At 65.1% G+C, this 20610-nt stretch carries 21 protein-coding genes; 7 read left to right on the top strand and 14 right to left on the bottom strand.

The window, feature by feature from the left end; all coding sequences use genetic code 11:
* Positions 1-94: 94 nt before the first annotated feature.
* Genes C7455_RS13775 through C7455_RS13765 form a run of 3 tightly spaced genes read right to left on the bottom strand, consistent with a single transcriptional unit; the run spans position 95 to position 2524 of the window.
* Positions 95-934, bottom strand: coding sequence for a sulfite exporter TauE/SafE family protein (locus tag C7455_RS13775; RefSeq protein WP_109669146.1), 840 nt, complete (start codon positions 932-934; stop codon positions 95-97).
* A 1-nt stretch (position 935) separates the two neighbouring features.
* Positions 936-1805: an NAD(P)-dependent oxidoreductase gene (locus C7455_RS13770; RefSeq protein ID WP_109669144.1), complete on the bottom strand. Its 870-nt coding sequence runs from the start codon at positions 1803-1805 to the stop codon at positions 936-938.
* A 20-nt stretch (positions 1806-1825) separates the two neighbouring features.
* Positions 1826-2524 (bottom strand): fumarylacetoacetate hydrolase family protein, encoded by a 699-nt coding sequence (locus C7455_RS13765; RefSeq protein WP_109669197.1) that lies wholly within the window; start codon positions 2522-2524, stop codon positions 1826-1828.
* Between the two features lie 224 nt (positions 2525-2748).
* On the opposite strand from C7455_RS13765, the gene C7455_RS13760 reads away from it, so the two are divergent.
* The 4 genes from C7455_RS13760 to C7455_RS13745 are packed head-to-tail and all read left to right on the top strand — an operon-like array spanning position 2749 to position 6182.
* Positions 2749-3777 carry an ABC transporter substrate-binding protein gene (locus tag C7455_RS13760; protein ID WP_109669195.1) on the top strand — a complete coding sequence of 343 codons (1029 nt, stop codon included), beginning with the start codon at positions 2749-2751 and terminating at the stop codon, positions 3775-3777.
* A 2-nt stretch (positions 3778-3779) separates the two neighbouring features.
* Entirely contained in the window at positions 3780-4595 is an 816-nt protein-coding gene (locus C7455_RS13755) for an ABC transporter ATP-binding protein (RefSeq protein WP_109669142.1), read from the top strand.
* Complete coding sequence (locus C7455_RS13750) at positions 4592-5449, top strand: ABC transporter permease (RefSeq protein ID WP_109669140.1); 858 nt, start codon at positions 4592-4594, stop codon at positions 5447-5449. The genes C7455_RS13755 and C7455_RS13750 overlap by 4 nt, the downstream gene beginning before the upstream one ends.
* Position 5450: 1 nt before the next feature.
* Positions 5451-6182 (top strand): GntR family transcriptional regulator, encoded by a 732-nt coding sequence (locus C7455_RS13745; protein ID WP_109669139.1) that lies wholly within the window; start codon positions 5451-5453, stop codon positions 6180-6182.
* Here C7455_RS13745 and C7455_RS13740 read toward each other — a convergent pair.
* Genes C7455_RS13740 through C7455_RS13715 form a run of 6 tightly spaced genes read right to left on the bottom strand, consistent with a single transcriptional unit; the run spans position 6179 to position 11747 of the window.
* Positions 6179-7798 (bottom strand): FGGY-family carbohydrate kinase, encoded by a 1620-nt coding sequence (locus C7455_RS13740; RefSeq protein ID WP_109669137.1) that lies wholly within the window; start codon positions 7796-7798, stop codon positions 6179-6181. The two genes, C7455_RS13745 and C7455_RS13740, sit on opposite strands and share 4 nt — an antisense overlap.
* Entirely contained in the window at positions 7786-8514 is a 729-nt protein-coding gene (locus C7455_RS13735) for an SDR family oxidoreductase (protein WP_109669135.1), read from the bottom strand. Before C7455_RS13735 ends, C7455_RS13740 begins: the two co-directional genes overlap by 13 nt.
* Complete coding sequence (locus tag C7455_RS13730; RefSeq protein ID WP_245904331.1) at positions 8511-9344, bottom strand: sugar phosphate isomerase/epimerase family protein; 834 nt, start codon at positions 9342-9344, stop codon at positions 8511-8513. The genes C7455_RS13735 and C7455_RS13730 overlap by 4 nt, the downstream gene beginning before the upstream one ends.
* Before the next feature lie 32 nt (positions 9345-9376).
* On the bottom strand, positions 9377-10153 hold the full coding sequence (locus C7455_RS13725; RefSeq protein ID WP_109669132.1) for an SDR family NAD(P)-dependent oxidoreductase: 777 nt from the start codon (positions 10151-10153) through the stop codon (positions 9377-9379).
* Positions 10150-10701, bottom strand: a complete 552-nt coding sequence (locus C7455_RS13720) for an SIS domain-containing protein (RefSeq protein ID WP_109669131.1) — start codon at positions 10699-10701, stop codon at positions 10150-10152. The genes C7455_RS13725 and C7455_RS13720 overlap by 4 nt, the downstream gene beginning before the upstream one ends.
* A gap of 2 nt (positions 10702-10703) precedes the next feature.
* Entirely contained in the window at positions 10704-11747 is a 1044-nt protein-coding gene (locus C7455_RS13715) for an NAD(P)-dependent alcohol dehydrogenase (RefSeq protein WP_109669129.1), read from the bottom strand.
* A gap of 151 nt (positions 11748-11898) precedes the next feature.
* Between C7455_RS13715 and xylB the strand changes: the two genes are divergently transcribed.
* The gene (gene xylB, locus C7455_RS13710) at positions 11899-13335 is read left to right on the top strand and encodes a xylulokinase (protein ID WP_109669128.1); all 1437 of its coding nucleotides are present in this window, start codon (positions 11899-11901) and stop codon (positions 13333-13335) included.
* On the opposite strand, the gene C7455_RS13705 is transcribed toward xylB, so the two are convergent.
* The 4 genes from C7455_RS13705 to C7455_RS13690 all read right to left on the bottom strand — a co-directional run bounded on the left by C7455_RS13705 (position 13320) and on the right by C7455_RS13690 (position 17481).
* The gene (locus tag C7455_RS13705) at positions 13320-14300 is read right to left on the bottom strand and encodes a sugar-binding transcriptional regulator (RefSeq protein WP_109669126.1); all 981 of its coding nucleotides are present in this window, start codon (positions 14298-14300) and stop codon (positions 13320-13322) included. The genes xylB and C7455_RS13705 overlap by 16 nt on opposite strands.
* Positions 14301-14372: 72 nt before the next feature.
* Entirely contained in the window at positions 14373-15194 is an 822-nt protein-coding gene (locus C7455_RS13700; RefSeq protein ID WP_109669125.1) for a carbohydrate ABC transporter permease, read from the bottom strand.
* A 4-nt stretch (positions 15195-15198) separates the two neighbouring features.
* Positions 15199-16065: a carbohydrate ABC transporter permease gene (locus tag C7455_RS13695; protein WP_109669123.1), complete on the bottom strand. Its 867-nt coding sequence runs from the start codon at positions 16063-16065 to the stop codon at positions 15199-15201.
* Positions 16066-16137: 72 nt separating this feature from the next.
* Positions 16138-17481 carry an ABC transporter substrate-binding protein gene (locus C7455_RS13690; RefSeq protein ID WP_109669122.1) on the bottom strand — a complete coding sequence of 448 codons (1344 nt, stop codon included), beginning with the start codon at positions 17479-17481 and terminating at the stop codon, positions 16138-16140.
* A gap of 150 nt (positions 17482-17631) precedes the next feature.
* Between C7455_RS13690 and C7455_RS13685 the strand changes: the two genes are divergently transcribed.
* Together C7455_RS13685 and C7455_RS13680 are read left to right on the top strand one after the other, a co-directional pair.
* Positions 17632-18657, top strand: coding sequence for an ABC transporter ATP-binding protein (locus tag C7455_RS13685; protein WP_109669120.1), 1026 nt, complete (start codon positions 17632-17634; stop codon positions 18655-18657).
* A gap of 11 nt (positions 18658-18668) precedes the next feature.
* Positions 18669-19376, top strand: a complete 708-nt coding sequence (locus C7455_RS13680) for an HAD family hydrolase (protein WP_170119081.1) — start codon at positions 18669-18671, stop codon at positions 19374-19376.
* A gap of 10 nt (positions 19377-19386) precedes the next feature.
* Here the strand turns inward: C7455_RS13680 and C7455_RS13675 are convergent, their stop codons facing one another.
* Positions 19387-20565 carry a lytic murein transglycosylase gene (locus C7455_RS13675; RefSeq protein WP_109669194.1) on the bottom strand — a complete coding sequence of 393 codons (1179 nt, stop codon included), beginning with the start codon at positions 20563-20565 and terminating at the stop codon, positions 19387-19389.
* Positions 20566-20610 lie beyond the last annotated feature (45 nt).

Genomic DNA, 20610 nt, shown 5'->3' with positions numbered 1-20610 from the left:
GCCGCACGGTCGAGATCTGCGAGAAACACGAACGCCCCGTCGCCACTTGGGCGGAGGCGCGCCAGATCCTTGGGCTGAGGGTGCCGGTGGCGGTCTAGGTCGCCCCGAACACCAACGCGTAGACGAAGCGCAGCGCCACGAGCGCAAGGAAACTGCCGAAAGCGATCTCGAGGCTGCGGCGCGACATCTTGTGGGCCAAGGCCACGCCCAGCCGCGTTGTAAGCAGCGAGGTCGGGATGGTCAGCGCGAATGCTGCCCCCGACACGAAGCCCAGCGATGTCGGCGGCAACCCGTCCTGCCCCAGACCGGCCAGAATGTAGCCTATGGTTCCCGGGATCGCGATCAGCACGCCCACACCCGCCGAGGTGGAAATCGCCCGGTGGATCGGTACGCCATGCAGCGTCAGGTAAAGGTTCGACACCGCCCCGCCGCCGATGCCCATGATCGCCGAGACCAGCCCGATGACCGCGCCCGCCGCGCGCATCGCCCAACGACCCGGCAGCGTCTCGGCCAACTGCCAGCCCTTGCCGCCGGTCAATAGTTTGGTGGCGTTGATCGTGGCGACGATCACGAACACGATCTGGAACACCGCCGGCGGCGCAAAGCGCGCGATGACCGCGCCAAGGCTGACACCCACAAGGATCGGCAAGGCCCAGATGCGCAACGTGTCCATGTCGAGCGTTCCGCGCTTGCGGTGGCCCAGTGCGGAATTGACCGAGATCGGGATGATGACCGCCAGCGACGTGCCGACGGCCAACGGCATCGCGATCTCGGCCGGGTAGCCCAGAACCCTGAAGATCTCGAAGAATACCGGGACAGATATTGCCCCGCCGCCGACGCCGAAGAGGCCCGCCAGAAAGCCGATCGACGCACCAGCCAAGGCCAGCGCGCCGATCAGGGTCAGAAGTGTTGCGGGATCGCTGAGGATCTCCACCTCAGCGCTTGCCCAGAAGGTGGCGGGTCAGGCTGGACCCATCGAACCGGCCAAGCCCGGCGTCCTGTGCCGTACGGTAGCTGTCCAGCGCGCCTCGGGCCAGCGGCAGGGTTTGCCCCATGCTTTCGGCCTGTTTCAGAGCAAGGGCGAGGTCCTTTGCCAATCCTGCGATGTCAAACGTTCCGGGCTGGTCTGTCCCGTTCAGTGTGTCGATCACAACTTGTGCGCGGTTCTTGAGCACATTCGGCCCGCCGGAACTGTCCGCCAAAAGCGACACGGCAAGGTCTGCGGGAATGCCCGCCCCGGCGACCATCGCCAACGCCTCGGCCAATGTGGACCAGTAGACGGCAAGCGGCAGGTTCACGGCCAGCTTCATTGCCGCCCCGTTGCCTGCGGGCCCCATGTGTTCGACGCGCTTGCACAGCTGGTCGAGCACCGGTTTCGCGCGGGCAAATGCGGCATCCGACCCGCCTGCCATGCCCAGAAGCTGCCCCTTGAGCGCCGGGGCGACCGTGCCGCCCACCGGGCAATCGACGAAATCGGCCCCAGCCGCCGTGACACGGGCGGCCATAGCGCGGGTTTCCTCGGGCAGAAGCGTGGACAGGTCCACGACCAGCTTGCCCGCGATGCCTGCGGCGATCAGGGCATCGACGACCGCTCCCACCGCCGCCGCATCGGTCAGCGAGACAAGGATCACGTCGCAGCCTGCCAACGCCGCCACATCGGCGGCGACGCTCGCCCCCGTCTCGGCCGCGGCCTTGGTCCGGTCGGCCGTCCGGTTCCAGACGGTCACGGCATGGCCGCATTCGATAAGACGTTTCGCATAGGCCGTGCCCATGCGCCCCGTTCCTGCAATCGCGATCCCTGTCATCTTGTTCCCCTTTCCGCCGCTCAGGCCGCAGGCCCGCCGATCCGCACCTGCATCGGCTCCAGCCCGTCGACCGAGCAATCCAGCACATCGCCCGTTACCACGGCACCCACACCCGCGGGCGTTCCGGTCATGATGATGTCGCCGGCCTTCAATTCATGCTGCTGTGACAGTTTGGCGATGATCTCGTCGATCTTCCAGATCAGTAGCGAGATGTCGGCATCCTGTTTGGTCTGCCCGTTCACCTTGAGGCGCACATGGCCCGTGGTCATCACGCCGGTATCCTCGACCCGCGTGACCGGACCGACCGGCGCGGACTGATCGAAGGATTTCGTGATCTCCCACGGCAGGCCCTTTTCCAGCGCGGCGGCCTGATGGTCGCGCCGCGTCATGTCGAGACCCACGGCGTAACCGAAGATATGGCCCGACGCCTCGGCCTCGGGGATGTTGTAGCCGCCCGACTTCAGCGCCACGACCAGTTCGCACTCGTAATGAAAGTTGTTGGTGAAGACCGGATAGGGGATCTCGCCGCCGTTTTTCACCAGCGCGTCGGCAGGTTTCATGAAGATGACCGGCGGGTCACGCTCGTCGGCGTTCATCTCGATGATGTGGGCGACGTAGTTCTTGCCGATGCAGTAGATGCGGCGCACCGGAAACTTTTCGTCGGAGCCGGTGATATCGAGATGGGCCTGCGGCGGCGGGGTGACGGCAAAAGCGACCATGTTGAAAATCCTCAGATTGGGGCGACCAGGCTGCGCGACGGTGCGCCGGGCCGAGTCAGGACAGCCCAGCATTTAGCGGTTCGCCCCTCAGATCAAGATATGAAACGACCCTAAAGATCATTTCATATATTATTTTGCCATGCAGTAAGAATCATATAGGGTGACAAAAGGCCCTCAGATGCCTCGTGCCGCAGGGTCAACCAAGACATATGGGAGGAGACAACATGACCACTCGGACACTGTCCCGCCGGACGTTCGGCCAGCTTGCGGTCGGCGGTTTCGCAGCCGCGACGCTGGGCGCACCGTCGATCCTGCGCGCGCAGACTGCCATCACTTTTGCCGTACCCAACCCTTCGGCACTGACCTGGCTGCCCTACTGGGTTGCGGTCGGCGAAGGCTATTTCGCGGAAGAAGGCCTCGATCTGCGGCTTGAGGCGATCGACGGATCGTCGGCGGTCTTGCAGGCGATGACGGCCGGGCAGGCGCAGATCGGCGCACCGGGGCCGGGGCCGACGCTGGGCGCACGCGCCCGTGGCGTGGATGTGAAATTCATCTACAATCTTTATCCCAAGTCGGTCTTCGGCATCCTCGTCAAGGACGAGAGCACGTTCCAGACGCCCTCCGACCTTGCCGGCAGCGTGATCGGCGTGGGCACGGCGGATGGCGCGGAGGTGTCTTTCACCAGTGCGATCATGGCCGATCTGGGCATGGCACCGGGCACCGATTTCACCTACCTGCCCATCGGCGACGGCGGCACGGCAGCGGTGGCCTTCTTGCGCGATGACGTGGCCGCCTATGCCGGCGCCGTGTCGGATGCGGCGATCCTTGCGTCGCGGGGCATGAACCTGCGGGAAATCACGCCCGAGGCCTATCTGGGCTTTTTCGGCAACGGCATTGCCATGCTTGAAAGCCAGATTGCCGCCATGCCCGACCTTGCGCCGAAATTCGGCCGGGCGCTGGTGCGCGGCACTCGGTTCGCGATGGACCCGGCGAACAAGGACACCTGTCTGGCGCATTGCGCCACCGGCAACCCGCAAGAAGGCGAACAGGATTATGCCGCGTCGCTCTTCGACGGTGTGATGAACCGGATGACGCCGACCGACGCCTTCATGCCGCAGGGCTTTGGCTACCAGCCGCCCGAGCATTGGCAGGCGATCCACGACAGCGCCGTCGCCTCGGGCGCGCTGTCTGCCCCGCTCGACGATCTGTCGGCCACCTACACGAACGAGTTCGTGGCCGGTTGGAACGCCTGAGGATGCCGGTTGAAACCCGCCAATTGAAATCCGTCCCGGCCGCGTCTCAGACGCGGCCGGTCTACCAGATCGCGCGGCTGTCCAAGACCTATGCCCGCAACCAGCTGGTGGCGCTGTCGGATGTCCATCTGACGATCAACAAGGGCGAATTCGTCTCGGTCGTGGGGTCCTCGGGTTGCGGAAAATCGACGCTTCTCAAGATCATGGCCGGCCTTATGCCGCCGACCACGGGCCGCGTCGTGCTGGAAGGCGAGCCAGTCGTGGGGCCAAGGCGCGACATCGGGATGATGTTCCAGCAAGCGACTCTCCTACCGTGGAAAACCACGATCGAGAACATCTTGCTGCCCATCGAGATGCGCGACGGCCGCGCCGCCGCCCGCGATGCGCGCGACCGTGCCATGGACCTGCTGACGCTGGTGGGCTTGGGCGATTTCGCCAATGTCTATCCCGGCGAATTGTCGGGCGGCATGGCGCAACGCGCCTCGATCTGCCGGATGCTGGTCAGCGATCCGGCGATGCTGCTGCTGGATGAGCCGTTTTCGGCGCTCGACGAATTGACCCGCGATTTCATGAACATGGAGTTGCAGCGGATCTGTTCGGAACGCCACGCCACCGCGTTCCTTGTGACCCATTCGCTGGCCGAGGCGGTATTCTTGTCAGACCGCATTCTTGTGATGAAGGCCCGCCCCGGCCGCATTGTCGAGGATATCCGCATCGACCTGCCGCGTCCCCGGACGCTCGAGATGATCAACACGCCCGAGTTCGGCGAAATCGTCGCCCATATCCGCGACCTGCTTGGACGGGAGGCCTATTCATGACCGACGCGACACAACAGGACACCGACACCGACGCCGACACGATCTGGGTCGAACACGAGGCACTGATCGACCGTATCCCGCGTTGGGTGGCGATGACGCTGCTGTTCATCGTGGTCGTGGGTATCTGGGATCTGGCGACACGTCTGGAATGGGTGTCGCGGATCATCCTGCCCACGCCGGGCGAAACGCTCGATGACCTGATCTTCGTGGGTCGGAATCTGGCATCCGGCGGCTATATGCTAGAGGCGCTCTGGACCACGACGCGGACGGTCTTTTATGCCTTTGCCATCGCCATCGGCATCGGCTTTTCACTGGGCGTTCTGGTCGGAGAGACGAAATTCGGCGAGCGTGCTGTGATGCCTTATCTGGTCGCCATCGACACCATGCCCAAGGTGGCTTTTGCCCCGTTGTTCATCGCATGGCTCGGGTTCGACATCGCCTCCAAGGTGGCGCTGGCGGCCTTCATCGCGACCTTTCCCATCGTGGTCGCGACGGCTGCGGGCCTTTATGCCGCGTCCGAGAATGAACGCATGCTTTTCAAATCCATCGGTGCCACCCGGATGCAGACGCTGGTGCGGCTCAAGCTTCCCAACGGGCTGCCCTACATCTTCACCGGCCTCAAGATTGCCGCCGTCGGCGTCATGGCAGGGGCGATCACCGGGGAATTCCTTGGTGGCGGCAGCGGGTTCGGCGCGCTGATCCGGCAATCGGCCAGCCAGCTTGACACGCCGCGCGTTTTCTCGCTGATCCTCTATCTCAGCCTTCTGGGGCTCGCGCTCTATTTCATGGTGGTCTTCTTGCAGCGACGTCTTGTCTTCTGGAACAAGTCCCAAACCCCCGGCGGGATCGGCTGACATGGGCGGTGCCTCTGTCTCCGTTTCCGGTGTGCGTAACCTGTCGGAACAGGCCTATGACCAGATCCGGCGCGACATCTTGCAAGGCGATCTCTTTCCCGGTGACAAGCTGACGATCGAGGGGATGTCGGAGCGCTACGGGATCGGCGCGGTCCCCGTGCGCGAGGCGCTGAACCGTCTGTCGTCCGAGGGGCTGGTGGAACGGCGCAGCCATCGTGGCTTCAACGTGATGCCGATTTCCATGGCTGAGCTGGAAGAGCTGGTGAAAACGCGGATCTGGCTGGAAACGCTGGCCCTGACCGAGTCGATGAAGAACCATGACGAGGCATGGGAGGAACAGCTGGTGGTCAGTTTCCACCGGCTGGCCCGCACCCAGCGCCTGTTGCCCGACGACAGCAGCCGCGAGACCAGCGAGGAGTGGGAAGCCCGGCACAAGGATTTCCACATGCTGCTTCTGGCGCGTTGCGGGTCTTCGTGGCTCTTGGATTTCTGTTCCACGCTGATGGATCAGGCGGTGCGCTACCGCAACCTGTCGATGAACACCAACCCCAACAAGGCACGGCGCGAAGGGGCTGCGGCCGAACACAGCGCGATCCTTGATGCCGTGCTCGACCATGACACGGCGCGGGCCTGCGCGTTGCTGGCGGACCATTACGCGGTCACGCTGGACAGCCTGCGCACGGTTCTGGTGACCGATGCCGGGGCCGAGGCCATCGGGACGCCGGAGGTCTAGGCGTCCCGGGCGGCCTCACGGGCGAGCGCCTGAAACCGTTCGAACAGGTCGAACCGGCGGGCATGCCATTGTGCGGTGTCTGGCGCGGGGTCATGGCGTCGCGCGCAACTCGACATCGTCGCCATCGCGGATCCGCCATCGGGAAAGAGCCCTGCCGCCATCGCGCCCAGAATGGCGGAGCCGAGCAACACGGGTTCTTCGGTCTGGGGTGCTTCGACCGGAATGCCGGTCGCGTCGGCAAGAATCTGGCGCACCAGATCGCTGCGGCCCGCACCGCCGCTGATGACGATGGACTCGATCATGGCGCCCGCGCGGGCCTGTGTTTCGATGATCTGGCGCAGCCCGTAAGCCAACCCCAGAAGGCCAGCAAGATAGAGATCGACAAGGCTGTCGATGCTGTCCTCCATCCCCAGCCCGGCGACGACGGCGCGCGTCATGGGATCGGCAAAGGGGGCGCGATTTCCAAGGAATTCGGGCACAACATGCAAGCGGGCGGCGCGGCGCAAGATCACCTCGGGCGTGTCGCCCCCGGCCATCGCCCGACGCGCCAGCCAGTCGGGCAGGGACAGGCCATTGGCCTTTGCGGCGGCGGTGGCCTCAAGGCTGGCGGGATGGTGGCGCAAGAGATGCGCGATGGCTGCCCCCGCCGCCGATTGGCCGCCCTCGTTAAGCCACATGCCCGGCACCATCGCCGAAAAATATGGACCCCAGACGCCGGGCACAAAGACCGGATCGCGGGTGGTGGTCATGGTGCAAGACGATGTGCCGAAGACATAGGCCATCCGCTTCTCGGATGTCGCGCCCGGCGCGCCCACGGTGCCAAGGCCCCCCGCATGCGCGTCGATCAGGCCCGCTGCCACGCAGGTTCCCACAGGCAAGCCCATGTCGGCCGCCGCCTCGGGCGTCAGCCCTGCGCCCAAGGCTGTTCCGGCATCGACGATCTCGGTCCCGATCCGGGCAAAACCGTCCTCGGCCAGATCGCCCAGACCAACATCGCGAAAGAACCCCGCGCTCCAGCCGCCATCCTTTAGCACATAGGTCCATTTGCAGGTCACGGTGCAGATCGACCGCGCCAGCGAGCCGGTCGCACGCCAGGTCAGGAAATCGGTCAGATCAAGGAACTGCCAAGCGCGGCCGTAGCTGTCGGGGTTCTGTTCCTTGAGCCACAAGAGCTTGGGCGTCTGCATCTCGGGCGAGATGACGCCGCCGACATAGCGCAGCACGCCGTGCCCGCCCGCGTTGATCCGCGCGGCCTGATCCAATGCGCGGTGATCCATCCAGACGATGATGTCGCGCGCGGGGGCGCCACCGGGGCTGACCGGCAGGGGCGCGCCGCCCGGACCCAGCACCACGAGCGAACAGGTCGCGTCGAACCCGATGCCCGCCACGGTCGCAGGGTCGATGCCCGCCGCCGCCACGGCGCCGCGCGTGGCCGTGCAGACCGCTGCCCAGATCTCGGTCGAGCATTGTTCGACCCGGTGTCCGTCGCCATGGAACACGGTGATGTCCTGTTTGGCGGTGCCCAGAAGCTGCCCCTCAAGGTCGAATACACCGGCCCGCGCGCTGCCGGTTCCGACATCGACGCCGATGACATGGGCACCGCTCACAGGTCGCACCCGTGCGGCAGGATCGTGAGATCGCGGATCACCACGCCTTCGGGTCGGGTCAGCATGAAGAGCACGGCGTCCGCCACCTCGCGCGCCTCCATCAAGCTGCGGCTGGCCAGCGCCTCGTCCATCTTGGCCTTTGGCCAGTCATCCAGAAGGGCCGTGATGACCGGACCAGGCAGCACCGCGCCCATGCGCACATTGTGCGGGATCAGTTGACGCCGCGTGGAATGGACGAAGGCCTGCACGGCGAATTTCGAGGCGGTGTAGATCGGTTCCCACACCACCGGCACGACACCCGCGATGGAGGAGGTGAAGATCACGTCGCCGGATTTCTGCGCCACCAGATGCGGCAGCACGGCGTGGACAGACCGGAAGGCGGCGTTGACGTTGAGGGTCAGTACCCTGTCCCATTGGTCGGGGTCACCGTCGGTCACCGGGCCGCCGACATAGGCGCCTGCATTGGCGTGGAAGATGTCGAGCCGCCCGGTGCAGGCCAGCAGGCGCGGCAGCATCGCCGATACGGCCGCCCCGTCCAGCAGGTCGAGCGTCACGGCATGCGCGCCCGGACCCATTTCGGCGGTCAGAGCTGCAAGCGCCCCGGCATTGCGGTCGATCAAGATGACCTCGGCCCCCTCAGTCAGCATCGCCCGCGCGCAGGCAAGGCCGATGCCAGACGCCGCGCCCGTGATCGCCGCCGTCTTGCCTTGCAACCGCTCCGTCATGCCGCGCCTCTTTCCCGTTCGATCAGCCCGTATTGCCGCGCCTTGTTGCGCAAAAAGGGCAGGCCGCGCCCGATCACCTCCTCGGCGCTGTCGGCCACGGGCCGCCAGACCGACAGGCCATGGGCGATCTCCGGCGGCATGTTGACGAAGCTTTCCATCGCCAGCCCGCCCTCGAACCCGATGGCGGCCAGCGCGCCGAAAATCTCGTCCCAGTCGCAGGTCCCCTCGCCCGGCGTGCCCCGGTCCGATTCCGACAGGTGGATGTAGCGCAGGTGGTCGCGCCCCGCGATGATGCCGTTGGCGGCACCCTTTTCCTCGATGTTCATGTGGTAGGTATCAAGGTGCAGGAACAGGTTGTCGGCCCCCACCCTTTCGATCATCGCGACCCCTTGGGCGGCGGTGTTGATCAGGTGCGTCTCGTAGCGGTTCACCGGCTCTATCCCGAAGGCCAGACCATGCCCCCGCGCGATGCGCGCCGCGGCGTCGATCACGCGGGCGACGTTGTCCAACTCCGCCGTCGTCGGCGGCAGGCCAGACCGCTCTCCGATGCCGCCATAGGTCACGCCGGTCAGCGCCAGCGCGCCAAGACCCGCGCAGCGATCCAACGCCAGCGTCAGGAACGCGATCGCGCCGTCAGGGTTGTGCGACGCCCAGACGGCTTGCGGCAGGCCCAGCGAACAGACGGCAGGCAGGCCCGCCTGTTCCAGCAGACGACGGCCCAGCGCGGCATCGGTGGAGCTTGGGTCAAGCAGCGCGATTTCCAGAAAATCCATGCCCGATGCCTTGGCCGCCGCAATCGCGCGCGCGGCCCCTTCCGCATCCCAGCGCATGGTCCACATGCTGGTGTGAACGCCAAAGCCCTTCATATGCTGGAATACCCCCCTTCGATCATCACGATCTCGCCGTTCATCAGATCCGAAGCGGGCGAGGCGAGGTAGAGCGCCAGATCCGCAATCTCGACCGGGTCTCCGAAACGGCCCAGCGGCGTGCGGGCGATGAACGGATCGCGGCGGTCGGGCGCGGACCAGAGCTTTTGCCCCATCTCGGTCAGGACGACCGTGGGACAGATGGCGTTGACCTGCACATTATGCGGCGCGGCCTCGACCATCAGGGATTTGGTCAGCGCGTTCAGCCCGCCCTTGGAGGTGGCGTAGGCCGCGTGATCTTGCAGCGCGATTACCCCGGTCTGCGACGAGATGTTGATGATCTTGCCCATGCGCCGCGCCATCATGCCGGGCAACAGGGCCTGCGCCAGCACGAAGGGTGCCGTCAGGTTCACGGCGAGCGTGCGGGTCCAATCGTCAAGGCTGTAGCCCACCACCGGGCCGGTCAGCGCGATGCCTGCGGAATTGACCAGAATGTCGATCCGGGGCGCTGCCTCCAGCGCGTGGGTGGCGATGGCTTGGGTCTCACCCGTATCGGCAAGATCGCCAGTGATGGGCGTGAAGCTGCGCCCTTTGGCCGTCACCCGTGCGCCGGTTTCGGCCAATCGCACCGCATCGCGCCCCTGTCCGACGATATCGGCGCCCGCATCGGCAAAGACCGCCGCGATGGCCTGCCCGATGCCTGACGACGCGCCGGTGATCAGCGCGGTGCGCCCCGTCAGGCTGAAACGCCGGGTCCAGTCGGGCAGGGTCATTCAAGGTTCGTGTGATTGGCGCGCATCGCCTCGGGCGTGATGCCCAGACGGTCCCGCAGGTCGAGCACAAGCAGTTCGAAGACCAGAAACATCAGCGCCTCATAGAGCGAGCCCATCGGCAGGATCGAGGTGGTGGCTGTGCCCTGATCGGCGGCCATGGTCTGCGCCGGGATGTGCAAGACCAGATCGGCGGCTTGCGGCACCGTCCCGCCCGGTTCGGCCGTTACGCAGATCACCCGTGCGCCCGCGCCTTGTGCCACGCCGACCAGCGCCGCGACTGTCGAAAACTCGCCCGGCCCCGCGCTGACCATCAGGATATCGCCCGCAGCCAAGGGCGGTGTGGTCATGTCCCCCACCACATGCGCGTCACAGCCAAGATGATAGAGGCGCATCGCCAGCGCCTTCATCATCAGCCCTTCGCGCCCGACACCGTAGCAGGCGATGCGGCCAGCCTGCGCCAATGCCTCGGCCACCGGGCCAAGCTGCGCCAGTACGTCAGGCGCAAGGCCGGGGCGCAGTTCGCTCAGCAGGCGGTCGGCGAGGTCCATGATCACGCGCGCCCCATGGTGATCTGGATTTTCACATCCGTCGGCCGCGCCTCGACCGCGCGGTCGAAGGCCTTGATGCTGTCCTCGAAGGTGAATGTCTCTGAAATCAGCGGCTTGAGGTCGATCTTGCCCGATCCCACCAGCGCGATGGCGCGATCATACATATTGGCGTAGCGGAACACGGTTTCCATCCGGATTTCCTTGGACTGCGCCAGCACCAGATCGACCGGCACCGGGTCGACCGGCATGCCGACCCAGACCACGCAGCCCGCGGGTGCCACGGCCTGCAGCGCTGTGTTGACCGAGGCCGCAGCGCCCGCGCATTCAAACACCACATCGGCGCCCCAGCCTCCGGTGTCGGCCCGGATGCGCGTTGCCGCATCCTCGCGCGTCACGTTGACGGGGATGATGTTGCCATATTGTGCGGCCACACCCAGCTTCGCATCGACCAGATCGCTGATGTAGACCCGCGCGCAGCCCCCCGCCAAGGCGGCCAGCGCGGTCAGGATGCCGATGGGGCCCGCGCCCGTCACCAGCGCCACATCGCCCGGCTTGATCCGCGCGCGCGTCGCCGCCTGCAGCCCGATGGCCAAGGGTTCGACCATCGCGCCCTCGGCAAAGCTGACGCTGTCGGGCAAGCGGTAAGTAAAGGCCGCCGGATGCACAACATGCGGCGTCAAGCAGCCGTGGATCGGCGGCGTGGCCCAGAACCGCACCGAAGGGTCGACGTTGTAGACCCCCAGCTTGGAGGCGCGCGAGGTCGTGTCAGGAATGCCCGGCTCCATGCAGACGCGGTCGCCGACCGACAGGTCGTGGACGCCCGGTCCGCATTCCACCACCACCCCCGCGGCCTCATGGCCCAGCACCATTGGCGCTTCGACCACGAAGGGGCCGATGCGTCCGTGGGTGTAGTAATGCACGTCGCTGCCGCAGATTCCGACCGTGTCGATGGCGATGCGCACCGCGCCTTCACCCGGTGTCTGGGGCAGGTCGATGTCGCGCAGCGAAAGCCGGCGGGTCTCTTCCAATACGAGGGCGCGTGCCATGTTGCGCTGTGCCTTGCCTGTTGTATCCCGCTGCGCGGCTTGCGACGGTAGAGTCGCGGTTGAGCCCGCCGCTGGATTGATCCATAAGTATCGGCAAGATTACAAATGTAATCCTCTAGGTCAAGCGCGGCGGCGGCAGGGAGAGACGGCAATGTTCCTCGGAATCGATCTGGGCACCTCGGGGGCCAAGCTTCTGGTGACCGACGACCGGCAATCCGTCGTGGCCGAGGCGCATGCCCCGGTCGCCAGCCGAAAGCTGCCCGCGCCGTGGTCGGAACAAGACCCGCAGGACTGGATCGCCGCCATCGAACAGGCGTTGTCGCAGATCGTGGGCGCGCATCCGGGGCTTCTGGGACAGGTCAGGGGCATCGGGTTGTCGGGGCACATGCATGGCGCGGTGCTGCTCGATGCCGCCGACAATGTCTTGCGCCCCTGCATCATGTGGAACGACGGGCGCGCGGCGCAGGAATGCGCCGACCTGACCGCGAGGGCTGATTTCGAGGGGGTTGGCGGCAACCTTGTCATGGCAGGCTTCACGGCGCCGAAACTGCTGTGGGTGCAGCGCCATGAGCCGGAGATGTTTCGCAAGATTTCCTGCGTTCTGCTGCCCAAGGATTACGTCCGCCTCTGGTTGACGGGCGACCACGTGGCCGAGATGTCGGATGCGGCCGGGACGCTCTGGCTGGATGTTGGGGGCCGCGCATGGTCACCGGCCTTGCTGGAGGCAACGGGCCTGACCGAGGCGCAGATGCCCCGATTGGTCGAAGGCACCGAGGCCAGCAGCCGGCTTCGTGCTGAGCTGTGCCGGTCATGGGGCTTTGCGCCCGACACCATCGTCGCGGGCGGCGCGGGCGACAATGCGGCTGCGGCCTGCGGCATGGGCATCGTCGAGGATGGGGCCTTTGTTTCGCTCGGCACGTCAGGCGTGGTCTTTGCGCCGACCAAGACATTCCGGCCCAATACGAAACAGGGCGTCCATTCCTTTTGCCACGCAGTGCCCGGCACATGGCACCAGATGGGGGTGATCCTGGCGGCAGCAAGTTGTCTGGACTGGCTGGCGCGGATCATGGGGCGCGATGTGGCCGCGATGCTGACCCTGCTGCCCGAGCGGATCGACGGCCCGTCGCCGGTACGATTTCTGCCTTACCTGACGGGCGTGCGCACACCGCACAACGACCCGATGGCGCAGGCATCGTTCCATGGCATGACAGCGCAGACGGATGGCGCCGATCTGGTTCAGGCGGTGCTTGAGGGCGTGGGTTTCGCGCTCAAGGATTGCGTCGATGCCTTGGCGGCAGCGGGGACGACGATTGATCAGGCCTATGCGGTGGGCGGCGGATCACGCGCGCGCATTTGGCTGCAGATCATCGCCGATATCTGCGACGTGACGCTTTTGATCCCTGAACGCGGCGAATATGGTGCGGCCTTTGGCGCGGCGCGGCTGGCGCAGGCGGCGGTGGCGGGGGGCTATGATCCGTCGCTTTTCGGCAAGCCTGCCGTGGCGCAGGTGATCCAGCCCGATGCAGGGCGCAGCGCGGCCTATGCCGAGGCGCACCGCCAATGGCGTAGGCTTTACGCCGACGCCTGACCGCAGGAGGCCAGCACAGCCTCGGCTGTCGCTTCGTCCGTGACAAGCGTATCGACGAACCCTGCCCGCAGCGCGGCGCAAATCACCGGCACCTTGTGCGCCCCGCCCGCGGCAAGGATCACGTTGGGAATGGCGCGCAGATCATCCAGCGTCAGGCCCACGAGCCGACGGTTGATGTCGTGATCGACGAGCCGCCCTTCGGCATCGAGGATATGGCCGATGATGTCGCCCACGCCCCCCAGCGCCACCAGTTCGGCAAGGTCGACATCGCGCGGCAGCGCATCGCGGACCAGCAGCGAACTGCTCAGGTCGCCCGCCGCCAGCGCCACCGCATCGCAGCCGCGCAGTTTCTCAAGCCCTTCAACGATCACATCCTGTTCCATGAACATCCGTCGGCTGGCAGCACTGCCCGCGTAGACAGGTGCGACAAAGAAACTGTGCTGGGCGTTGCACAGATCGGCCAGCCGCGTCGTGATCTCGTAGCCGTTCACATCAGACCCGCGCAAGATGCCGCCCATCACCGACACGATCTCCAGATCGGGCCGGTTGATCGGCTGCATGTGCCGCGTCGCAAGGTTGAGTGTATTGCCCCAGGACATGCCGAAGCGGCGCATCGCGGGGTCCTGCAACAACCCGCCCAGATGCCCCCCCAGCCCGGCACTGACCAGCGGCGTGACCGCGGACGGTTTTTCCGGGCTTGGCACCACCACCGCGCGCGTCAGGCCGAAACGGTCGGCCAGTCGCCATTCCAGTTCGGCGCTGGCCGCATAGATGCTGTCGATCGATACCCGCAAGATGCCGCGTTGGCGCAAGTCGCTCAGGCCCTTGTTCACCCGCAGACGGGTCAGGCCGAACCGCTCGGCGGCCTCGGCCTGCGTCAGCCCCTCGATCTCGCAGGCATAGGCCAGCCGGACCAGAAGCTGTTCCTCGACGTCGATCTGTTCGGTCTTGATGCTGCGCGACATGCGGCTCCCGCTACTGGCTCAGGCCGTGATGTAGAACGCCGCGCGACATGGCAACCGTCAAGGCCCGGCAGGTTATTTCACCGCCCCCATGGTCAAGCCACGCACCAGTTGCTTGGAGGCAAGCAGCGCGAAGATCAGCACCGGAATGACGATCAGCGTCGAGGTGGCCATGATCTTGCCGTAGGGCAGGTTATAGCCTTCCATGAAGGATACGGCCATCGCGGGCGCCGTTCGGGCCTCGCTGCGCGTCAGGATCAGGCCGAACATCAATTCGTTCCACGAAAAGATGAAGGAAAAGATCGCCGAGACCGCGACGCCCGGCATCGCCAGCGGCAGACAGATGCGCGTCATGATGGTGAATTGCGACGCGCCCTCCATCCGGGCGGCCTCGTCCAGCTCATAGGGGATGCCGCGGATCTGGTCGGTCACGATCCAGATCACGATGGGCAGGTTGAAGGTCAGGTAGATCAGCACCAGCGTGATATGCCGGTCGAGCAGATCGAGATTCCGCGCAATCAGGAAGAAGGGCAGCGCCAGCACGATGGGTGACACCATGCGGTTGGTGATGAACCAGAACCACAGATCCCTTTTGCCGCGAAACTCGAACCGCGCCAACGCGAAGGCGGCAGGCACCCCCAACACCAGCGCCAGCGCCGTGGTCGAGACGGCGATGATCAGCGAATTGATCAGCGACCGGCCGACCCCGTCTTCGAACAGGGCCTCGCGGTAGTTTTGCAGCGTGGGCTCGAAAATCCACGCGGGCGGGGCCTGCAGCGCCACGACCTGCGTTTTCAGCGATGTCGTGACCATCCAGTAGAAGGGAAAGACACAGATCACGATGATGGCCGCCAGCAGCAGAAGCTGGATGGCGTAGGACCGTTGGGTGCGGGTCATCGCCTCAGACCTCCTTGTAGAAGACGCGGATGTAGATGCGCGCCAGAACGATGGTGATCGCCAGCAAGATGATCGCCTGAGCGGATGCCAGCCCTTGGTCGAAGGCACGGAACCCCACGCGCTGGATCATCAGCGAGATGAACTCGGTCGAGGCGCCGGGTCCGCCCCGCGTCAGGGTAAAGACCATGTCGAAAAGTTTCAGCGTATCGGCGGTGCGCAAGATCAGAACCGCGACCAGGCCGGGCACCAGAAACGGCAACTGCACGTAGCGCAGGATGGTCCACCAGTTCTTGGTTTCCAGCCGCGCGGCCTCCTCCACCTCTCCGGGCACCATGGTCAGCCCCGCCAAAAGCACCAGCGCGACAAAGGGCGTCCACTGCCAGACATCCCAGAAGATGATCATGACAAAGGCATTGGTCGGGTCACCGATCCAGTTGATGTTGGCCCCGCCCATCAGTTGGTTCACCACACCGAAACGCTGGTTGAACATCACCTGACCCAGCAGCCCTACGACAGCATAGGTGGTCGCCATCGGTAGCACGAGGCTGAGGCGGCAGAGCGTTTTCACCAGCGTCAGCCCCGGCTGGTGCAGGACCAGCGCGATCCCAAGGCCAAGCGCCAGTTGCAGCGGCAACGAGGTGCCCAGCAGGAAGAACGTCCGCCCCATCGCCTGCCAGAAGGCCCCATCGGTCAGGACGGTCTGGTAATTGTCCAACCCGACAAAGCGGAACTGGCGCATCCGCGTGAGATTGAAGAAATGCAGCGAGGTCCAGGCCGCGTATATCAGCGGCGCGATGCCGATCAGCGCAAGCGCGATCACCGATGGCCCGATGAAGGCGAAGATCGTCTTTCGCGAGGTTCTGCCGCGCATGTCCTGTTCCCCTCCCCAAGGTGAAACGGGGCGGCGCATGGGCCGCCCCGATCCGTCATTTCATCCGCGCGCTTACTGCGCGAGGGGCTTGTCGCCGCTGTAGTAGCCAGATGCCTCGAGGATCGCCTCCATCCGGGTGCCGATCTCGGTCGCGCCTTGCTCGACGCTGACCTCGCCCAGCATCATCCTTGTGCCCCATTCCTGCACCACTTCCGAGATTTCCGGCCATTCGGCAAAGCGCGGGCGGAATTCCGGCACGCCCTCTGCCCAGCTTTCGACCAGCGCGGGGATGAAGGTGTAGGTTTCGGCCAGCGCCGGGTCGGCATAGGCCGATGCCCGCGCGGGCACGCCGCCACGCTGCAGGTATTCCACGGCATTGGCGGCCGAAGTGGCCCACTGGATGAACAGCCATGCGGCGGCCTGTTCGGCCTCATCGGCCTGTGCGGCCACGGCCAGCGAGAAGCCGCCCAGCGCCGGACGGCGCCCTGCGGGGCCGGTCGGCTCGGGTGCTACGCCCACGCAATCGACCACGCGCGAGGTTTCGGGATCGACGATCGAGGAGTAGAAGGCCGACCATTCCGTGATCATCGCCACTTCGCCCTGAGCGAAAGCGTTGACGGTTTCGGCATGGTCCCAGGCCACGATGCCATCGGGCATGAACTGCATAAGGTCCTGCCGGAAGTTGAGACCAGCCTGGCTTTCGGGGCTGAGCAGGTTCGAGCGGAAGTTTTCATCGAGGAAGGACCCGCCAAACGGCCAGAGCATCCGGGCAAAGCTATCGGCCGATTGCGTTTCGTTGCGCTTGGACTGTAGCGCAAAGGCGTATTGGCCATCGCCGGTCAGGGCGGGGCCATAGACATCCATCAGCTCCTGCCAGGTCTCGGGCGGACGGTCGAACCCGGCTTCTTCCAGCATGCAGCGGTTGTAGAACATCAGGCCGGAATAGTTGTCGAAGGGCAGGCCGTAGATCGTATCATCCCAGCCGCCAAATGCGTTCAGCACCAGCGGAAAGAAATCATCCATGTCGAGTGCCGGATCGACCAGTTCGGGGAACCGCGCCATGATGTCTTCGACCGGAACGATCCATTCGTTCTCGGCGAAGTTGCCGATCCACACGAGGTCGATCAGCGCGATATCCAGATCGCCGCCCGCCACGAAATCGCGGACCTGTTCGCCCAGCGCGTTCTCGTAGGGGTGGGTAACGATGTTGATGTTGATGCCCGTTTCCTCGGTGAAGGCGGGCAGCATTTCCTGGATGGCGTCATAGCCCGGGCGCAGCAGGAACACGACATCGACGGTCGTGCCGGCATAGGGCGCGGCGGCCTCGGCCAGACTCCAGGTGCTGGATTGGGCGTTTGCGGCGGTTGCGGTCGCAGCCACAAGCGCCGTAGTGCAGAGCATGGATTTCAGGTTCATTGGTATCCTCCCTAGTCGTGACAGCGTGGAAATCATTTGTCTCGACGTAAATACAAATGTATGAAATGGACGTAAAGTCAACACAAGTCTCGCAGCCGATACATATGTCCGCGACCTGCGGCGCGGCGCGGAACAGGGGAGAAGATCAGCGTGGCAACTGTCAACCTGAGCCAGATCAACAAGTTCTACGGCGCGACCCAGGCCCTGTTCGACGTATCGCTCGATATCGAGGATGGCGCGTTCGTCGTCTTTGTAGGGCCGTCAGGTTGTGGGAAATCCACGCTTCTGCGTGCCATCGCCGGACTGGAGGGGATCGACTCAGGCGCGGTGCGGATCGGCGAGGCTGACGTGACCGACACCGACCCCGCCGATCGCGGCGTGGCGATGGTGTTCCAGTCCTATGCGCTCTTCCCGCACATGACGGTGCGCCAGAACATGGAATTCGGGATGAAGGTGAACAAGGTCGATCCCGCCGAACGTACCCGCCGCATTGCCGAGGCCGCGCGCATCTTGCAACTTACCGACTACCTGGACCGCAAACCCTCGCAATTGTCGGGCGGCCAGCGCCAGCGCGTCGCCATCGGGCGCGCGATCGTGAAAAGCCCCAAGGTCTTCTTGTTCGACGAACCGCTTTCGAACCTCGACGCCAAGCTGCGGGTCCAGATGCGCGTAGAGCTTGAGGCGCTGCACAAGCAGTTGAACGCCACGATGATCTACGTCACCCATGATCAGGTCGAAGCGATGACCATGGCCGACAAGATCGTGGTCCTGAACGGCGGGCGCATCGAACAGGTGGGCGCGCCCATGGACCTGTATCATCGCCCCGCGACCAAGTTTGTGGCGGAATTCATCGGCTCGCCCGCGATGAACGTCTTCGCGCAGGCCCGGGTACCGGGGCTGCGGGGCCTGACGCTGGATGGTGCGACGGCCTACATCGGATGCAGGCCGGAGCATTTCATGATCCAGCCCGAAGGGACCGGGCATCTGGACGGCACGATCCTTGTGCGCGAGCAATTGGGTGGAGAGACGCTGCTTTACGCGTGCGTCTCCGACGACCTGACCCTCGTGGTGCGGACCGATGGCGATGACAGCACCGCGCCCGGAACGCGGATCGGGCTGGAAATTCCCGCACATCGGCTGCATCGCTTCGATGCCGACGGCCGGGCCCTGTCCTGACGGGGCCGCGCGTGACACAGCATCTGCAAAAGGCCGCACAGGAGACCGAGGTGCCAACGGTCGTGATCTTCGATTTCGACGGCGTTCTGGTCGACAGCGAGGTGATCTCGCTCAGCACGCTGCGCGACAGCCTGCAAGAATTCGGCGTCGCGATGACAGAGGCGCAAGTGCGCGAGACATTCCTCGGCGGCTCGATCCGGCAGATCAACGCCTTTTTGCAGACCGTCGCCAACCCGGCTTATCCGCCCGACCATTTCGAGCAGCGGTGGTACGCGCATCTTTTCGCCCGCTTCCGGGCCGAGTTGCGGCCGATGTCCGGAGCTCTGGCGCTGCTCGACCATCTCGATACGCGGGGCCATGGCTATTGCATCGCCTCCGGTGGGTCGATGGAACGGCTGGGCGTCGCGCTGGCGGTGACGGGGCTGGCGCCGCGCTTTGGCGACAGGGTCTACAGCGCAGACATGGTCGCGCGCGGAAAACCCGCGCCCGACATTTTTTTGCATGCGGCCCGAGAGATGGGGATCGCGCCCGAGCGCTGTCTGGTGATCGAGGATTCCCCCGCAGGCGCAAGTGCCGCCCATGCGGCGGGAATGCGCGCGCTGGGCTTCGTCGGTGGTGCCCACCTGCGCGGACGCACAGATGAACACCGCGACCTGCTCATGTCGCTGCATGTCGAAACCGTCATCGACGACCTAGGGGCGGTCCGCGACCTGCTTTAGCTTCGCTCCCTCACAGCGCGTTGAGCAGCTGTGTGGTGGGCCAGGCATCGGCGGGCAGACCCAGACGCTGCTGTTCCGCGCGCACAGCGGCGCGGGTGCCTGCGCCAAGGATGCCGTCGATCGCCCCAACGTTATGGCCGCGCGCCTGCAGGCGTTGCTGCAACACCCGCATCTGGTCGCCCGACAAGCCCGGATCGGGGTTGCGGGCGTCAAAGACCGGCGCGCCTTCAAGGCGGGTCGCGAAATAGGCGGCAGTCAGGACATAGGTAAAGCTCTGGTTCCATTCGAACAAAACGCTGAAGTTCGGATAGGCCATGAAGGCCGGCCCGTTGCGCCCCTGCGGCAGCACGACCGAGGCCTGCGAGCCCGGCATCGGCAAGGCCCCGCCCGCCCGGGCGCGCACGCCCGCCGCCTCCCAGTCGCTGACGCGGCGCGTGGTTTGCACGCCGGTCTGGAACCAGTCGAGGTCGTTTGGCACCGTGATTTCCACCAGCCATGGCTCGTTGGGTCGCCAGCCCAGCGAGGACAGGACATTCGCGCCCGACATCAACGCATCCGGGGCGGAGGTCTGCAGGTCCACACGTCCGTCGCCATCCCCGTCGATGCCATTTTCCACGATATCCTCGGGCAGCATCTGAACCATCCCGATCTCGCCCGCCCATGCGCCTTGGGTGTTCACCGGGTCGAAATCGCCGTTCCGGTACAGTTCCAGCGCGGCAAAGATCTGCGGTCGGAACAGTTGCGGGCGGCGGCAGTCATGGGCCAGCGTCACAAGGCTGTTGAGCGTGTTGTAATCGCCCTGAAAGGCACCGTAGTCAGTTTCAAAGGCCCAGAAGGCGAGCAAGATGCCCCGGCTCACGCCGAAACGGCGCTCGGCCTCGGAAAAGACGGCATTGAAACGCTCGGCATTACGACGGCCCGCGTCCATCCGGTTTTGCGAAATCAGGCGGCGGGCGAATTCGATGAACGGTTGCTGGAAGAACCCCTGCCTTCGGTCGGCATCCAGAGTGCGCTGGTCAAACCGCGCGCTGCGAAAGAAGGCATCGACCGTGCCCTGATCAAAGCCGCGCGACACGGCCTCGGACCGAAGGCCCTGCACGAACTGGCCGAAATCGCCGCCGCATTGCTGGGCGCTGGCGGCCGTCGTGGAAAGGCCGAGGGCGAGGGCCCCGGCGGTGAGAAAACGCATCATGTTAAAAACCCTGTTGGTGCGATATTGCACCCGAGAGTATCA

Origin of the sequence: Roseicyclus mahoneyensis, assembly GCF_003148775.1 — a bacterium.
GTDB lineage: Bacteria > Pseudomonadota > Alphaproteobacteria > Rhodobacterales > Rhodobacteraceae > Roseicyclus > Roseicyclus mahoneyensis.
This window is presented reverse-complemented; position numbering and strand designations above follow the sequence as displayed.

Excerpts from the sequence above, each read along its gene's own strand:
- C7455_RS13770 (WP_109669144.1), bottom strand. The coding sequence starts at position 1,805 with ATGACAGGGATCGCGATTGCAGGAACGGGGCGCATGGGCACGGCCTAT.
- C7455_RS13765 (WP_109669197.1), bottom strand. The coding sequence starts at position 2,524 with ATGGTCGCTTTTGCCGTCACCCCGCCGCCGCAGGCCCATCTCGATATC.
- C7455_RS13760 (WP_109669195.1), top strand. The coding sequence starts at position 2,749 with ATGACCACTCGGACACTGTCCCGCCGGACGTTCGGCCAGCTTGCGGTC.
- C7455_RS13755 (WP_109669142.1), top strand. The coding sequence starts at position 3,780 with ATGCCGGTTGAAACCCGCCAATTGAAATCCGTCCCGGCCGCGTCTCAG.
- C7455_RS13750 (WP_109669140.1), top strand. The coding sequence starts at position 4,592 with ATGACCGACGCGACACAACAGGACACCGACACCGACGCCGACACGATC.
- C7455_RS13745 (WP_109669139.1), top strand. The coding sequence starts at position 5,451 with ATGGGCGGTGCCTCTGTCTCCGTTTCCGGTGTGCGTAACCTGTCGGAA.
- C7455_RS13735 (WP_109669135.1), bottom strand. The coding sequence starts at position 8,514 with ATGACGGAGCGGTTGCAAGGCAAGACGGCGGCGATCACGGGCGCGGCG.
- C7455_RS13730 (WP_245904331.1), bottom strand. The coding sequence starts at position 9,344 with ATGCGCTGGGATGCGGAAGGGGCCGCGCGCGCGATTGCGGCGGCCAAG.
- C7455_RS13725 (WP_109669132.1), bottom strand. The coding sequence starts at position 10,153 with ATGACCCTGCCCGACTGGACCCGGCGTTTCAGCCTGACGGGGCGCACC.
- C7455_RS13720 (WP_109669131.1), bottom strand. The coding sequence starts at position 10,701 with ATGGACCTCGCCGACCGCCTGCTGAGCGAACTGCGCCCCGGCCTTGCG.
- C7455_RS13715 (WP_109669129.1), bottom strand. The coding sequence starts at position 11,747 with ATGGCACGCGCCCTCGTATTGGAAGAGACCCGCCGGCTTTCGCTGCGC.
- xylB (WP_109669128.1), top strand. The coding sequence starts at position 11,899 with ATGTTCCTCGGAATCGATCTGGGCACCTCGGGGGCCAAGCTTCTGGTG.
- C7455_RS13705 (WP_109669126.1), bottom strand. The coding sequence starts at position 14,300 with ATGTCGCGCAGCATCAAGACCGAACAGATCGACGTCGAGGAACAGCTT.
- C7455_RS13700 (WP_109669125.1), bottom strand. The coding sequence starts at position 15,194 with ATGACCCGCACCCAACGGTCCTACGCCATCCAGCTTCTGCTGCTGGCG.
- C7455_RS13695 (WP_109669123.1), bottom strand. The coding sequence starts at position 16,065 with ATGCGCGGCAGAACCTCGCGAAAGACGATCTTCGCCTTCATCGGGCCA.
- C7455_RS13690 (WP_109669122.1), bottom strand. The coding sequence starts at position 17,481 with ATGAACCTGAAATCCATGCTCTGCACTACGGCGCTTGTGGCTGCGACC.
- C7455_RS13675 (WP_109669194.1), bottom strand. The coding sequence starts at position 20,565 with ATGCGTTTTCTCACCGCCGGGGCCCTCGCCCTCGGCCTTTCCACGACG.